At 61.8% G+C, this 15535-nt stretch carries 11 protein-coding genes; 3 read left to right on the forward strand and 8 right to left on the reverse strand.

The genetic code is table 11. The features are described 5' to 3' along the window. Nucleotides 1-102: 102 nt before the first annotated feature. The 3 genes from AB4O22_RS23550 to AB4O22_RS23560 form a co-directional block, all read right to left on the reverse strand. Complete coding sequence (locus tag AB4O22_RS23550) at nucleotides 103-5145, reverse strand: NEL-type E3 ubiquitin ligase domain-containing protein (protein ID WP_460105913.1); 5043 nt, start codon at nucleotides 5143-5145, stop codon at nucleotides 103-105. Between the two features lie 118 nt (nucleotides 5146-5263). Then, complete coding sequence (locus AB4O22_RS23555; protein WP_003197337.1) at nucleotides 5264-5563, reverse strand: chaperone modulator CbpM; 300 nt, start codon at nucleotides 5561-5563, stop codon at nucleotides 5264-5266. A 161-nt stretch (nucleotides 5564-5724) separates the two neighbouring features. Beyond that, complete coding sequence (locus AB4O22_RS23560; protein ID WP_003197335.1) at nucleotides 5725-6663, reverse strand: DnaJ C-terminal domain-containing protein; 939 nt, start codon at nucleotides 6661-6663, stop codon at nucleotides 5725-5727. Nucleotides 6664-6958: 295 nt separating this feature from the next. Between AB4O22_RS23560 and AB4O22_RS23565 the strand changes: the two genes are divergently transcribed. Then, nucleotides 6959-8233, forward strand: a complete 1275-nt coding sequence (locus tag AB4O22_RS23565; protein ID WP_460097287.1) for an Hsp70 family protein — start codon at nucleotides 6959-6961, stop codon at nucleotides 8231-8233. Nucleotides 8234-8279: 46 nt separating this feature from the next. Here AB4O22_RS23565 and AB4O22_RS23570 read toward each other — a convergent pair whose 3' ends face one another. From AB4O22_RS23570 to AB4O22_RS23585, 4 genes are all read right to left on the reverse strand, one after another. Next, entirely contained in the window at nucleotides 8280-9293 is a 1014-nt protein-coding gene (locus AB4O22_RS23570; RefSeq protein ID WP_003197331.1) for an AI-2E family transporter, read from the reverse strand. 158 nt (nucleotides 9294-9451) lie between these two features. After that, nucleotides 9452-9739 carry a PsiF family protein gene (locus AB4O22_RS23575; RefSeq protein ID WP_460097289.1) on the reverse strand — a complete coding sequence of 96 codons (288 nt, stop codon included), beginning with the start codon at nucleotides 9737-9739 and terminating at the stop codon, nucleotides 9452-9454. Between the two features lie 195 nt (nucleotides 9740-9934). Then, a complete protein-coding gene (locus tag AB4O22_RS23580; RefSeq protein WP_003197326.1) occupies nucleotides 9935-10825 on the reverse strand; it encodes an esterase/lipase family protein in 891 nt (296 codons plus the stop codon). Nucleotides 10826-10944: 119 nt separating this feature from the next. Further along, entirely contained in the window at nucleotides 10945-11583 is a 639-nt protein-coding gene (locus AB4O22_RS23585) for an FMN-dependent NADH-azoreductase (RefSeq protein WP_013692143.1), read from the reverse strand. Nucleotides 11584-11719: 136 nt separating this feature from the next. Here AB4O22_RS23585 and AB4O22_RS23590 point away from each other — a divergent pair, with 136 nt between their 5' ends. Together AB4O22_RS23590 and AB4O22_RS23595 are read left to right on the forward strand one after the other, a co-directional pair. Then, on the forward strand, nucleotides 11720-12661 hold the full coding sequence (locus AB4O22_RS23590) for a LysR substrate-binding domain-containing protein (protein ID WP_013692142.1): 942 nt from the start codon (nucleotides 11720-11722) through the stop codon (nucleotides 12659-12661). A 57-nt stretch (nucleotides 12662-12718) separates the two neighbouring features. After that, complete coding sequence (locus AB4O22_RS23595) at nucleotides 12719-13249, forward strand: ferritin-like domain-containing protein (RefSeq protein WP_003197320.1); 531 nt, start codon at nucleotides 12719-12721, stop codon at nucleotides 13247-13249. Nucleotides 13250-13368: 119 nt separating this feature from the next. Here the strand turns inward: AB4O22_RS23595 and AB4O22_RS23600 are convergent, their stop codons facing one another. Then, nucleotides 13369-15444 (reverse strand): AsmA family protein, encoded by a 2076-nt coding sequence (locus tag AB4O22_RS23600; RefSeq protein WP_460097291.1) that lies wholly within the window; start codon nucleotides 15442-15444, stop codon nucleotides 13369-13371. Nucleotides 15445-15535: the final 91 nt, after the last annotated feature.

The raw sequence follows: 15535 nt of genomic DNA on the forward strand, positions 1-15535 counted from the left end.
GGAGCGAGCTTGCTCGCGATGGCGGCGGCACATTCAACACGTATGCAAGCTGAACCACCGCTATCGCGAGCAAGCTCGCTCCCACATTTTTTCGGGGTCGTCTTACAGGTCCGTGCTTTCCACCAGGGCGTCCAGCTCCTCTTCGGTCAATAACTGGATAAGTTCCGCTTCCTTGACCTTGTGTTGCAAGCCCAGTGTCTCGGATTGGCTGACATAGTCAGGCTCCTCCAGGGTTCCGGCCGCTTTCGCCTCATCCAGCGCAAGCTGATTGGCGATGAGGCCATCATTCATCGCCTGGAAAAGGCTCGCGCGTTTTTGCTTCACGTAATCGATCCAGAAGTCCCGGCCAACCAGCGACTGCAATTGCTTCGGTGAATCATCCAGCGCCAGGATCTCGGCCGCCGCCGCATTGAGCATCTCTGCCGTAACGCCGGCCATCTGGATAAAGCGCCCACCCTTGGGCTGTCCCGGCAGTTCCAGTCGACTCTTGAGACCGACACGATAGGCCAGGCGCACCTCCACCTCTTCGATCTGCCTGATGAGCCGGTTCTTTTGCGCGGCGGTGAGATCCTCACGGGCATTGATCGTGTCACGCCGCTGCTGGATATCCTGCAGGGCAATACGCTCCACCTCATCGAGGCGAAACAGCCCCTTGGCCAGCCGGATCAGCGCCACAGCCTCCTGTTCTCCCACCGTCAGGGCCTTGGCGTTGTGGATCATCAATTTGATTTCCAGGTAGCTGAAGGACAACGCGGCGCGATCCTCACACGCCTGCGCGCCAGCCAGGTCGAACAGCTCACGGCGCAAGTCGGTGGAGTCCCTGATCGCTTCAAGCATCTGCCAGACACGCGCCTGGAGGTCCGGATAATTTTCCACGTCCTGGTAAGAGCCGGCCAATCGGTTCAACAGCTGAAAAAACTCCCTGGACTGCGTTTCAGCCTCCAGGCTCCGCCACAGTGTATTTTTGTCCTGCTGTTGCTCCCTGGGCAGGTCTAGCAGCCATCGATCCACATCCGATAGCCTTCCCCCTGGGACATGTTCAAACGCGCCAGGCGAACGAAAGGTCACCCATTCGGGATGCGACGTTGCGAGGTTCGCCCAATAATCACGCAAGCGCTGCTGGGTCGCCTCGTTCAGTGGATTGTTCTGCACGAAGGTCACGCCATTGACCCGTGCCGTGGCGTGAGCACGCTCGGCCGGTGGATCCGTCAGTTCGGTCGGTACTTCGGTCAGCTCGTTGTTGCGCAAATCGAGTTCTTCCAGCGGCAGGTCGCGCAGGCCAGTCGGCCAAGTGCTGATATCGGTACCGTTCAGATTCAGCCCACGCAGGTCGGGCAACCGGCTGAAATCCGGTAATTGGCCCAGGGGGTTCCATTTCAGGTCGAGGATTTTCAGCTGGGTACGCCCTTCAAGGATCTGAATGCTGCGCGCTGACAGGGTGATTTCATTCATCGCCAAGTGCAGCCGGGTCAACCCCTCCATCAATTCCACCGAAGGGGGAAGATCGTTCAGTCTGTTGAACGACAAGTCCAGCCGACGGAGCGCGGAGAAGCTCTTGAGGAACGTGTCGCAGGAGGGTTCGGCCAAGTACATGCTACGCAGCTTCAGCGAGACCACATGGCTGAAGTCGGCCGACAGGCCTGGCAGCGTCCCTAACGCCACCCCGCTCAGATTAAGCTCATAGCCGCCCCTGCTGCCATCCACCGCCGCAACGATCGGGCCTTGGCGTCGCCAGCACCATTCGATTCGATTAGCCGCACCCCGCTTGATCGCCGGCAGCAATTGCTCGGCACGATCATTACCCGCATCAAACCATACGGGGGTGCTGGCCCAGCGATCCAGATCGCGGATCAGCGTATCCAGCTCGACTTTGCGTCGCTTGAGCTCGGGAACGGCCTCATCTCCCAGGGACCGCAACAAGGCCTGGACTTGCTCGCTCGTATAATCCGGGTACAAGTCCAGCACCCGACGCTCGGGTGACCGCCCCAGGCCCAACACCCCCCGCACGCCACTCATGGGGTAGCCAACCTTGCCCGAGGCCAGGCGCATCGGTGATTTGAAGGATGACTTGCGCGGTTGCATCTGCAGGTGCTTCGCCAGCGAAGCTCGACTCAATGGTGTTGCACCGACAGCCTTCTGCAAGAGGGCGCCGTGATTAACCGAAGGGCGGCCCATGGCCCGCCGCTCCGCATCGGGGAGCGCATGCTGCACGGCATCGTAGAGGCTATCCCAGTGGCTCAGTTCATTGCCGTTGTCGTCGAAGGCCTTGTAGCGCTCACCGTCCTTGACCACGACCTTGGTCTGCATTGCGTCCTGGGCGCCGACGCTGTCGATCAAGGCGCCTGAAAACACCTCGTCGCGCAGCTCGATGCGCACCGCGTCGTTCCATCCGGGCAAGCTCTTCAAGGTCGCCAACACCAGTCGGGGGGTGTCGGCCGTAACCAACGCCTCGCGATAGAGCCCTTCGTAGGCCCGGTTCAAACGCAGCGCTCGCTGGTAGTCCCGCAGCTCTTCGGCGATACGCAGTGGAATGGGTTTGGTCTGGGTCGTATCCGCGAAGTCCCAAGCGGCCATTTGCTGTTGCTCGGCCGGGTTGGCAAACGCCACCACCTGTTCGATGGCCGCCGCTGGAACCGAGGGAAACCGCGACTTGATCAGTGCTGCACGCGGCTCGCTCGACACGTCTTCCTTGGCGTAGTAATCGTTGAACACGTGCATTTTTTCCCGCACCACCACGGCGGCGAGTGTCTTGCGCAGCTGCTGGATCCGAGCGTCCATATTGGTTTTCGCAATTGCCGGGCTCGTGCCCGCCAACAGATCGCCCCCCGCAGCGTCCACCGTCTCGATCAGATTCTTCAACACCCAGGGTGTGCGGACTTTCCTCTCGGGGATGATGACGTCGCGAACCCGGTCCCCTTCTTCCGATGGGCGAACGTACTCCCAAAGCGTCCTGCCCCCGCCGTCGACCACTTTGAGCTTGAGCCCTTTTGGCCACGGACCGTAGCCCGTGAGTAGATGCAACTGGGTCATCGGATCGGCGTGTTCATACTGCAGCGGATCTTCGCTTTGCAGTTGCCCGATGAAATCGTCGACTTGCCGGCACAGGTCGAAGCGCTTGATCGTGTCGGCCAGCAAGGCCGGCATCGGTTCACCCTCGACATGCAGCCGCCGCAACACCTGCTCGCTGGTGCCACTGGCCGTACGGATCTGCTCCAGCTCTGCGTCGCTGAACCTCTTGACGCAATGGCCGAGCCGGCGCATCAGCGTAGCCCCTTCCCAACTGCGCGGCCGTTCCAGTTCATGGCTCCAGGCACCGCTACCGTTGTCCGTCAGCCCAGGCTGATAGGCGTCCGGCCCGCGGGAAGGATGACGAATGCGATAGCGCTGGGTCGTCGGGTCCTGTTGCACCTGGTAATTCTGGTCGTCCAACGACACAACGTCTCGACCCTCGACCCGGTACAGCCCTTGAGTATCCGGGACCAAGGTCGCCGGCGGCTCCAGCGTACTCCGGTAAGGCACCATGTCGGGGCGCCAGAGGCGTGAATCGCCATTGGCCAGTTGGACCGGTTCCAACTGCTCCACCGTGCTCGACCACTGAATGTGCGGTAGCACCGCCGCACCGGTGGCGACGAATGCCGTGTTGAGGGCCACGCTGGAGAAATGCGCCCACATTTCCCGGGTCTCGCCGCGCTCGAACGCTTCGATGCCCTCGAACGCTTCGTTGAACATCTGCACAGCGCCCACCGTCAGCATCAGCGGCCCAAGCCCTGGCACCACGAACGCTGCCAGGTTGAAGACATCGATCACGGCATCCAGGTAACTGTCCAGCCGCGCCAGACGGTTTTTTTTGTCTTCATCACCGGTGGGCACCGCCACCGCCCGGGCATCGACCTGGATCTTCTGGATCTGCCTGAGACGCAGCGATTCCCACAAGGGGTCAGGCAGGGAGGACGTCTCCATGGGCAGTACCGGTAATTTCGACTTGAGCGGGTAATCGGCCTGATCATCCGCTGGCGCGCCGGGCTGATAGAGGCGGTTGAACCGCTGGAAAAATCCGCCCAATTGGCGCAACGGTACAAAGCGGCTGAAGAAGCGCCGGTAGGCGACGCGATGCAAACGCCGGCGCAGATCGACCATGAATTCGCCGCTGGACGCATATTCCTTGAGGGGTTGCTCAGGATCGCCCGGCAGGTAGGCCACCACCCGTTCCACCCGCCGACTGCTCTCCCGGTCGGGCCCGATCAGTACCGGGCCAACCAAGCCGATGCCGAAAATGCTCAATGAGGTGAACGTCACCGCCCGCCCATCGAGCATGACCTCACGCTGGTCGCTGACCACCTGCTGCAACATTCGATAAGCGGCCAGGCTGATGTCGCCCTTGGCCCAGGCGACCTCGACACAAAGCGCCAATCCCTCTTGGTGATGCGCGCGCAGTTGGCGATCCAACTGGCCACGCGCCTCGTGGTCGATCGGCCGTACGATGGCGTTGATGTGTTCCTGATAGCGGCGCCCCAGGTCCAGCTTGCGGCACAGCCTGGCAAAAGCCTCGGGCGTGATCGGCAACGCCCCGGCGCGAAAGGCGTTGATGGCCGGAACAACCTCGCCCGTATAAAACGGCCGCACCGTAGTAATGAGGCTGCAGTCGTCACAGCCAGGCTTGCGCTCTTCGTCGGCGTCGAAATTGGCCAGCGCGGCCTCCAGCAACGAAGTGCCGTGGTATTCGTAGCGATCGAAATGGCTGCCCTCGCTGTCGAGCACCAACGCGCCAAAAAAATCACCGCGCGCCTGGCGCCCGTACTTGCGGACGAAATAAACCTGATTGACGTTCTGCGTGCGCTTGAACTCATCCTGGATCGCCTGGTTGAGCAACGGCTCCGCAAAGGCGCGAATGTCCTGGACATTGCCCAGCACATTGTCGATCTGGTTCAGGGTTTCGCGGTAGCGGGCGTGACTGTGCTTGAGGCGGGCCCTGGTTTCGTGGGAGGCCTTCACGTACCAATCTGGAAGGTCCAGCACATGGTCGCTCAGTTCCTGCTGGCGTTGCACGATAGCGCCGCTGTACCAGCCGGGAATTCGGGTCTTGAGCAGGTCCAAGTGCATGCCGCGGCTTTCCGGGCGCACAGGGCCAAGAATCGGTTCTGGCATATCGGGTCATCCTTGTTGTTGGAAAACCCGAGCCTACTCAGTGCCACAGCGCTGGATGCGGTAACTATTTATGGTTATCGCTATCTATCTATTTTCGACGGGATATGACCCGCCGCCGTTATCCCACCCAGCGTTTCAATTGCTGTCGCAGCCGGCGATTCTCGGTGCGCAACTGTTGGACCTCTTCCAGCAAATCCAGGGCCAGGGCGACGCCTTCCCACTCCAGGTCCAGGTCGTGATGCAGCTTGGCGGCACGCTTGGCCAGGAGCAGTTCGTAATCGGTGAAACGCCAGTCTGTCGGCACCGTGCCTTCGGGCTCGAGGATCCCATGCTCGACGATTTCGATGACATGGATGTCCGCCAACGAAGCGGCCTCGCAGAACTCCCTCAGATTCAGTTCAATGATCGGGTTGCTCATGGTCTGCTTCTCCCAATGCTTTAACTGTCGAGTCTAGCCCCGTCTACCCTTGTGAACACCCAATCTGTGGGAGCAAAGCTTGCTCGCGACAGAGGCGCCTCAACTCCTGGAGATCGAGTTGCATTCATCGCGGGCAAGCCTTGCTCCCACATGCGATGTATTCAGAAGTTCTCCCGCGGATCGAACGCGGCTTTCTTCGCCAGTTCCGCCCACAACGCCTTGACCGCCTCATCGCCAGTCTTTGGCATCACGGCCTTGAGCTGCACGAACAGGTAGCCGCGCTCGCCGGCCTTGTTGCGCAGGCCGTGGCCCTTGGCGCGCATGCGCTGGCCGTTCTGGCTGCCGGCCGGGACCTTGAGGTTGATCTTGCCGGTGAGGGTCGGCACCGCCACTTCCGTGCCCAGCGCCAGTTCCCACGGCGCCAGGGGCAAGGTGATGATCAGGTCCTGGCCTTCGACGTCGAACTTGGGGTGCGGCGCGAAACGAATGGTCAGGTACAAATCGCCATTGGCACCGCCACCGATACCCGGCGCCCCCTGGCCCTTGAGGCGGATGCGTTCGCCGTCGGTCACCCCCAGCGGAATCTTCACGTTCAGGCTTTTACTGGTGTTGCTCACATGCTGGCCGGCCGCGTTGTACTGCGGCACCTGGAAGCTGACCTTTTTCGACTCGCTCGACAGGGTCTCTTCCAGGAAGATCGGTAATTCCATTTCCACGTCTTGTCCTCGACGGCCGGCACTGCGACCTGACTGCCCACCACCGAAACCCGGCCCGCGATTGCCGAAGATCGAACTGAAGAAGTCCGAGAAGTCCCCGGTGTCCTGGCCGCCAAAACCACCACGGCTCTGCCAGCCCGGTGGTCCCTGGAACGGCTGGCCGTGCTGGCCGTAGCGGCGCAGTTCGTCGTATTCGGCGCGCTTGTCGGCGCTTTTCAGCGCTTCATAGGCTTCGGAGACGTCCTTGAATTTGGTCTCGGCGTCCTTTTCCTTGCTCACATCCGGGTGGTACTTGCGCGCCAGTTTGCGATAGGCGGCCTTGATCGTGGCGTCGTCGGCCGTCGGCTCGACACCCAGGATCTTGTAATAGTCTTTGAAGTCCATTGAAGGATCACCATCCGTTATCGATATAGCACCGCCATGCACAGCATGCTCGTGGTACAAGCCCCGGAGTTTGACCAATCTCAAGGTTTGTGACCGGGCGGCGCGTCAGAAGTTTATCGGCAGCCGGTGGCGGTTCTTGTACCGCCGTGTGCTACCAGGCCCATGCCAGCAAGTTTGGGGGTATAAGCCAGTCTTTCAAGGCCGGTGTTTGCGAATTAGCAGATAACCGGCCTTCGAATCCGCGCCACACTGACATACACTGCGCGGCCGTTTTTTCAACTGGAACCCGAAAGACATGAAAAACGCATCCCCGGCCCGTGCCTGCGGCATCGACTTTGGCACGTCCAACTCCACTGTCGGCTGGCTGCGCCCCGGCATGGAAACGTTGATCGCGCTGGAGGACGACAAGATCACCCTGCCTTCGGTGGTCTTTTTCAATCTCGAGGAACGTCGCCCGGTGTATGGCCGCCTGGCCCTGCACGAATACCTGGAAGGCTACGAAGGCCGGCTGATGCGCTCGCTCAAGAGCCTGCTGGGCTCCAAGCTGATCAAGCACGACACCAGCGTGTTGGGCACGGCCATGCCGTTCAAGGATCTGCTGGGGCTGTTCATCGGCCAGTTGAAGAAACGCGCCGAAGCCACCGCCGGTCGGGAATTCGAAGAAGTGGTGCTGGGGCGCCCGGTGTTTTTCGTCGACGACGATGAAATGGCCGACCAGGAAGCGGAAAACACTTTGGTCGACGTCGCCCGCGCCATCGGTTTCAAGGAGGTTTCGTTCCAGTACGAACCTATCGCGGCGGCATTCGACTATGAATCGACCATCGAGAAAGAAGAACTGGTGCTGATCGTCGACATCGGCGGCGGTACTTCGGACTTCTCCCTGGTGCGCCTGTCCCCCGAGCGCCGCACCCACAACAACCGCCACGACGACATCCTCGCCACCGGTGGCGTGCACATCGGCGGGACCGATTTCGACAAGCAGCTCTCGCTGGCCGGCCTGATGCCGCTGTTCGGCTACGGCAGCCGCATGAAGAGTGGTGCCTACATGCCCACCAGTCACCACATGAACCTGGCGACCTGGCACACCATCAACGCGGTGTACTCGCAAAAATCCACCCTCGCCCTGGGCAGCATGCGCTACGACATCGAAGACACTGGCGGCATCGACCGGCTGTTCAAACTGATCGAACAGCGCGCCGGGCACTGGCTGGCGATGGAAGTGGAAGAAACCAAGATCGAGCTGACCCACGCCGACCAGCGCCATTTGCTCCTGGACCGGATCGAGCCGGGCCTGAGCGTGGACCTGAGTCGGGCACTGTTCGAGTCGGCCATCGACGGCTTGCTGGAGCGAGTGCGCGGCAGCGTCACGCAGTTGCTCAGCGATGCCAACGTGCGGGTCGATCAGGTGGACACGGTGTTCTTTACCGGCGGTTCCAGCGGCATCCCGGCGCTGCGCAACAGCGTCTCGGCGATGCTGCCCCAGGCGCGGCATGTGGAAGGCAATATCTTCGGCAGTATCGGCAGCGGGTTGGCGATCGAGGCGATGAAGCGGTACGGCACACAGGTCTGATCCAGTTCTGCTCGCGATGACGTCAGAACAGGCGACGCCTACCGGATCAGACCATCCCCACCTGCTTCAACTCACTCTTGAGATACGCATAATAAATCGGCCCCGCCACCACCCCCGGCAGGCCGAATGCGGCTTCGAACACCAGCATCGCCATGAGCAATTCCCAGGACTTGGCGCTGATCTGCCCGCCGACGATGCGGGCGTTGAGGAAGTATTCGAGCTTGTGGATCACGATCAGGTAACCCAGCGCCGCCACCGCCACCCAGATCGACAGCGACAGGCCGACAATGGTGATCAGTGTGTTGGACATCAGGTTGCCGATGACCGGTAGCAGCCCCAGCAGGAAGGTCATCACGATCAGGGTCTTGGTCAGCGGTAGCTTGATGCCGAACAGCGGCAGCACCACCGCCAGGAAAATCCCGGTGAAGAAGGTGTTGAGCAGGGAAATCTTGATCTGGGCGAAGACGATGTTGCGAAACGCCTTGACCAGCAGGTTCAGGCGATCGAACAGCGCGGCGGCCAGGGGCTTGCGCTTGGTCAGGTCGGGGATGCGCTGCAGGGCAACGATAGCCCCCAGCACCATGCCGATCAGCAGCGTCACGAACATATGGGCCGCGTCCTTGCCCACCAGTTGCAGGTCGCTCAGGTGCTTGCTCACCCAATCACCGATCGCCACCCGGAACTCGGCAGCGCTGGCCGGCAGGTAAGCGTCGATGAACGGCGGCAATTGCCCACGGGCACGGTCGACCACGGTCATGAACTTGTCCAGGGACGCGCCCGGGTTTTCCGCTTCATGCAGCAGGAAACTGAAAGCGCCGGCGAAGATCAACGTCAGCACACTGACCACCAGCGTGCCCAGCAACGCTACCGCCAACCAGCGAGCGCGGCGGCCTTCGATCAGTCGCTGCAGCTGCGGGGTGAGCATGTTGACCAGTTCGAACACCAGCAGCCCGGCCAGCAGGCTCGGCAACAGGCGCAGCGGCAGCACCAGCAACAGCCCACCAAAAATGATCACCCAACTGATCACCAACAATACATGACGCTGAGAAAACGTTGGCATACAGCCTCAGGACAAAACGGCGTGAAAGGATCGGCAGTCTGCCAGCCTTCCACTAGCAGCACTAGGATTGTATCGGCCGACCTTGGTCGCAGTTCAGGGTTTTTTTTCGGTGGCTGTGCCGACCCTATCGTCGGCACAGGCTTCAGAAAATCCTCTGCTTATTTTTTCTTCAGGCACTCACTCATGAACGCCTTGCGAGCATCGCCCTTCAACGCCTGGGTGGTGGCCGTGGCATTGCAGGTTTTCATACGCTCCTGCGGGGTGCTCGGTGCGGCGGTAGCCTTGAGACAGGTGCTCATGAAGGCCTTGCGCTCGTCGCCCTTGAGCGCCTTGGCGGTGGCGTCGACGTTGCAGGTGGTCATCTTGGTCTGCTGCGCCGTCGCGGCGAAGCCCTGGGAACACAGTAGCAAACCGATCATCAACAAAGGGACACGCAGCATCTTCATGATGTTTCTCCTGGCTGCCACACGAGGGTGTGGCGATGAGGTGCAGTGTAGACAAAGCCTGTTACACCTTCACCAGGTTGCTCCTCTGTGCCTGAGCTACCGCCATCGCGAGCAAGCTCGCTCCCACAGGGAGTGTGTACACCATCAATGTGGGAGCGAGCTTGCTCGCGATGAACGATAACGCGGTCCAGCGGGTTACACCCCGGCAGCCTTCAACCGCTCGGCATGCTCGACAAACAACCGGATCGGCTCGGCCCCCTTGCCCACCAACCCCAGCGATTGGTTGACGATATCGAAGTGGTCCAGCGGATAGTCATCGCCGATGACGGTGCCCAGGTGCGAGCTGTAGCGTCCGACCATGCCGTCGCATTGCCCCGCTTCCCTCACAAACGTACGCGCAAATAAACGGCAGCTGCGGTTGGTGCCGTCGAACAGGTTGCGCCCCTTGTCGGTCTTGCCCGGCTGCAAGGTGCCGGACCACGAGTAATAACGCACGCCATTGACCTCTTCCGGTCCATTCCCGCCCCAGGTTTGCGGCAAGCCCTGTGGATAACGTTGGTTGAACAGCGCTACCCCGGCGGTGGTCAGGGAGGCATGGGACGCATGAATGTCCACCGGCAGCTTGGGCCCGCGATAACCGGTTTCCAGCAGGCTCATCAGGGCGTTGATCAGGCGCAGCACGGCACTGAGCACGCGCCCCTTGGCACTGTCGGCGGGGTAATGGGCTTGCAGGTAATCCGCCAGCTCGGAGCCGTGGTTGGTGCCGGCCACCGACGTGACCGACGCCACCAGGTCCGGGCGTTTGGCGGCTGCATAGCGGGCGGTGAGGCTGCCCTGGCTGTGGCCGATCAGGTTGACTTTCTGCGCACCGGTTTGCCGCAGGACCTCCTCGATCCGCGCCAGCAATTGCTCGCCGCGCACCTCGGAAGAATGCAGCGGCGAAACCTTCACCGCCACGACCACGGCCCCGCCGCGACGCAACGCCGAGACGATCCCATACCAGTACGGATACAACACCAGGCGTATGAACCCGAGCATGCCCGGGACCAGTACCAGCGGATAACGAGTGGCGCAGCGTTGCGACATGGCGACATCCTTGTGATCAAGAGGGCTCAGCATCGGTACCGATGATGACCAGTCTATGACACCCAGATGAATCCGTGGCGAGGGAGCTTGCTCCCGTTAGGCTGTGCAGCAGCCCTTTTTCAAAAAGTCCGCGCCAGCGCCAGCAAACGCTCCTCGGCCTCGGCGCAGGACAACGCAAAGCTGCGCTCGGCCGACTCCTCGCCTTCGGCCGCCACCACCGTCACATCGGTGATGCCGATAAACCCCAGGACGGTGCGCAACAGCGTGTCGGCGTGGTTCATGCTTTCCAGCTGGCCGCCGGGGCCGAAACCGAAATCGCCGCGACTGGTCACGATCAGCGCCTTCTTGCCCAGCAACAGCGGCTCGTAGTGCGACACGCCGTTATCCAGGCTGTGGTTGAACGTCAGCCCGATGCGCACGATCTGGTCGATCCAGGCCTTCACGCCGCTGGGCACGCTGAAGTTGTGCATCGGCGCGGAGATCACCAATCGGTCATGGGCTTGCAACTCCTCGACCAAGGCATCGCTCAGGGCCAGGTCCGCTTGCATGATCAACGGTCGAGCCTGAGGCTCGGGGTAGAACGCCGCAGCGATGAACGCTTCGTTGACCGGCGCAATCACTGCCCGCCCGACTTCGCGGCGGGTCAATTGGGATTGCGGATGGTCAGCCTGCCACGCCGAAACGAAGGCCTCGGCCAAGCGCCGGGAATGAGAGCGCTCGCCACGGGGACTGCCATGTACCACAAGAATCTTACTCATCTGAATCTCCTTTTATGCGGCTACAATCAACACTGCTTGTGCCTTGCAGCTTGAAGCTCGTCGCCGCTGGCGGACAAATGAGCGTTAGTTCATCTGGATGAGTTAATTTCATCCATCGCATTTCAGGAGAATTAGAATGTTCGCCAACCTGCCGCTCAACGCCCTGCGTGCCTTCGAGGCAGCCGCGCGGCTGCTCAGTTTCAAGGCGGCTGCGGCGGAGCTGTCGGTGACGCCTACGGCGGTCTCCCATCAGATTCGATCCCTGGAGACCTGGCTGGGGCTGGTGCTGTTCGAGCGCCTGCCACGCCAGGTACGCCTCACCGACGGCGGGCAACGCTTGTTCCACAGCCTGCACGGGGCATTGCTGGAGGTGGCGCAAAGCGTCGACACCCTGCGCCCGCAACGCAGCAACAGCCACCTGACACTGTCCACCACCGCAGCGTTTGCCGCCCTGTGGCTGGTGCCTCGCCTGGGACGTTTTTATGCGCGTCACCCGAACATCAACGTGCGCCTGGACACCCACTGCGAAGTGATCGACCTGCACCAGGACGCCAGCGTCGACCTGGTGGTGCGCTACAGCCTGGACGCCTACCCGAACCTGTACGGCATGTGCCTGTTCGATGAAAGCTTCGGGGTCTATGGCTCGCCTGAACAGGTGGCCCTGGCGGCACGGCAGGTGCCGACGCTGATCAGCGTGCATTGGCACAACTCCAAGCTGTACGCCCACGGCTGGGATGCCTGGTGCGCCCAGGCCGGGGAGAACTGGCTCACCCGGCAGCCATGCATGCGCGAGTACGACGAGGAGCATTACGCCTTGCAAGCGGCGATTGCCGGGCAGGGCCTGGTGCTGGCGAGCAATATCCTGGCCTCTGAAAGCATCGCCAGCGGCTTGCTGGTGGGCTATCGCCCGGACGTCCAGGTCAATGGCGCCGGCTACAGCGCCCTGTGCGTCCCGGGCCGCGAACGCCATCCGCCGGTACGGGCGTTCTTCCAGTGGCTAGGGGAGGAAGCCCGGCTGTCCGGCTATGCGCTGAAAAACTCGGTAAAACTTTTTCAGGACCGTGTCACTCAGACTTAGAGTGATCGCGCCATCAGAGCGTGACGCTCCCACCGGATCAGCCTCCAGGAGAACGAGATGAGCGACATGCACTTATCCGATGTAACCACCCTGCGCGAACGTGCACGGCAGAACGTGCAGAACGGCGCAGTGACCGAAGGCTACGGCGCCGATCGGCAGGAAGTTGTCCGCCTGCTCAACGAAGCGCTGGCCACCGAACTGGTCTGCGTGCTGCGCTACAAGCGCCACTACTTCATGGCCACCGGCCTCAAGGCCAGCGTGGCGGCCAGTGAATTCCTCGAGCACGCGAACCAGGAAGCCGAACACGCCGACAAACTCGCCGAACGCATCGTGCAATTGGGCGGCGAGCCGGAGTTCAACCCCGACCTGTTGACCCGCAATTCCCACGCCCAGTACGTGGCGGGCAACACCCTCAAGGAAATGGTGTACGAGGACCTGGTGGCCGAGCGGATCGCCATCGACAGCTATCGGGAAATCATCCAGTACATCGGCGAAAAAGACCCAACCACCCGGCGCATCTTCGAAGACATCCTGGCCCAGGAAGAAGAGCATGCCGATGACATGGCCGATATCCTGGCTGATCTCTAGTACCGCCATCGCGAGCAGGCTCGCTCCCACAGGGGACCGCACTCTTCCTGAAGAAACTCGGTCGAATGTGGGAGCGAGCCTGCTCGCGATGGGGCCGGCAGTATCATTGCAAGGCTCGGCTACCGGGTCGGCTTGACCGTCACCGGCGCCTTGCCCGCCTTCATCTGCTCCAGCAGCGGCGCGCACTGGTTCGGCTCACCGCCGCTTGGCGCTACCAGCGCGAGCAGGCCGGCGGCCGGTGCAGCGATCACACCCAACGCCACCATCCCGGCGCCGCGCAGCATCAGCGGCACCGCCTTGACCCCGGCGGCGGGCTTGGCGAACGGGCCGCGGACGTACAACGGCGAGCGCAGGGAAATCAGGCGCCAGCCCTTGGACTCGGGGGTGATGGTCAGGTCCAGCTGTTCATTTGCCATGTTCGCCGTGCCGTCGATGTAGATGATCGCGTTCTCGGTGTCGAACACGAACAGGCGCGTGGTCGCCAGGCCCGTCTTGATGTCGAAGTCCGCCGCCGCGCAGTTGATCTTCACTTCCTTGTCGCCAAAGATTTTTCCCACCACGTAGTTGCCGACGTTCAGCCCTGCCAGCTCCATCAGCTCACGACTGATGGCGCCATCGTTGATGAGCATTTTCAACGTGCCATTGGAGGTGCCCAGCAACGCCGCCACCGAATTGCCGCGCCCGGTGATATCGGCATCGCCGTTCAATTCGCCGAAGCTGGTTTTCATCGGCTCAAAACCGGGGAACAGCTGCTTGAGCTTGAAACCGCGCGCCGTCAGCTTGGCCTGGCCCTCAAGGGGCTGGGTATGGCCGTTGAGGCGGATCTGCGCATCGAGGCGGCCACCGGCTACGCCGAAGCGCAGGGGCTCGAGGCTCAACTGCCCATCGTTGAGCACCAGATGGGTGTAAAGGTCGGTGAACGGCAACTGCTCGCTATGGACGATGCGCTTGCCGGTGAACTCCACATCGGCGTCCATCACGCTCCAGCGCTCGGTGCGAAACTCTTCCACGGGCAAGACCTTGCCGGTCGGCTGCTTGCTGGCGCCGCCCCGGGCTTTTTGCTCGGTATTGGAGTCAGCACCGATCAGCGGCGCCAGATCACTGAACAGCAGTTGATTGGAGACCAGCGCGCCACTGAGTTTCGGCCGAGGCTGGCTGGCGACATAGGCCAGGTCGCCATGGATATCGCTGTCGCCGATCTTGCCGTTGAACGCCTCATAGCGAAACAGCGCCCCACCCGGCTCATGCAGCTTGGCAATCAAGCGGCCATCGGTGGCATAAGGCGGCGAATCCGGCAGGGTCACGCCTGTCAGCGGGTAGAGATGGGCCAGGCTGTTGCCAGCCAGTTTCAAGCGCAAGTCCAGGGCCCCGAGGTTCATCGGGTCGGTGAGGGTGCCGGCCAGTTCGACGCGGGTCTCGGCGATCTTCGCCTGGGCCTGGAGCGGAAAGGGTCGTGACGCATCCTGCAATGCCAGCAAACCACCAACCTTGCCGGAGCCGGCCAGGGCTTGCCCATGATACTGCCCGTCGACCTTGAAGGCGAACGCGTAGTCCTGCGGTATCGCGCCCTGGTCCTGGGCTTTTTTGGCAGCCTTGTCACCGACGATATCGCTGAACGGGATGGGTTTGCCCAACGGGTCGATCAACAGGTCGAGCCGGGTCTTGAGCGTCTGGTCGTCAAGGGTGACGTGGCCTTTGTCGAAGCCGATGGCACCGATGTCCACCACCCAGCTGGACGGCTCGGTGTCCGGGTCTTTCGGATCGAACTGGAAGGTCCAGTTGGCGCGCCCATCAGCCAGACGTTGCAGGTTGGCGTCGGGCTCCGTCAGGTCGATGCGCGGAATCGCTACCCGCCGGGCCAGCAAGGCCAAGGGCGACACGCGCAACTCAACACGTTTTAGCGTGACCATTTGCGGAGTTTTCGACCACTCCGGGTTGCCCAGGCTCAAGTCCTCGGCCACCACATGGGGCCACGGCAACCAGGCTCGCCAGCCCCCTTCCTCCGGCTCACGCTGCCAGGCCACCGCCAGGTTGCCGTTAATGGCAAAGGGGCGATGCAACTCCTCGGAAACCTTGGCATTGAGCATGGGCTTGATGCGGTTCCAGTCGAAGAAGGCGATGACCAGGACCAGCACGGCCAGCAGGACAACAAGGCTGGCAAAGCTCCAGGCGAGGATTTTCGAGGTGCGCGTCATGCACAAGGCTCCTGATGACAAGTCAGCGTCCGCAACCGCGACGCCACTGGGAACACGACCCTGCAGTCGGTTCGTTATGAAGGGTTGGACT

This window comes from Pseudomonas sp. S3_B11 (assembly GCF_054667715.1).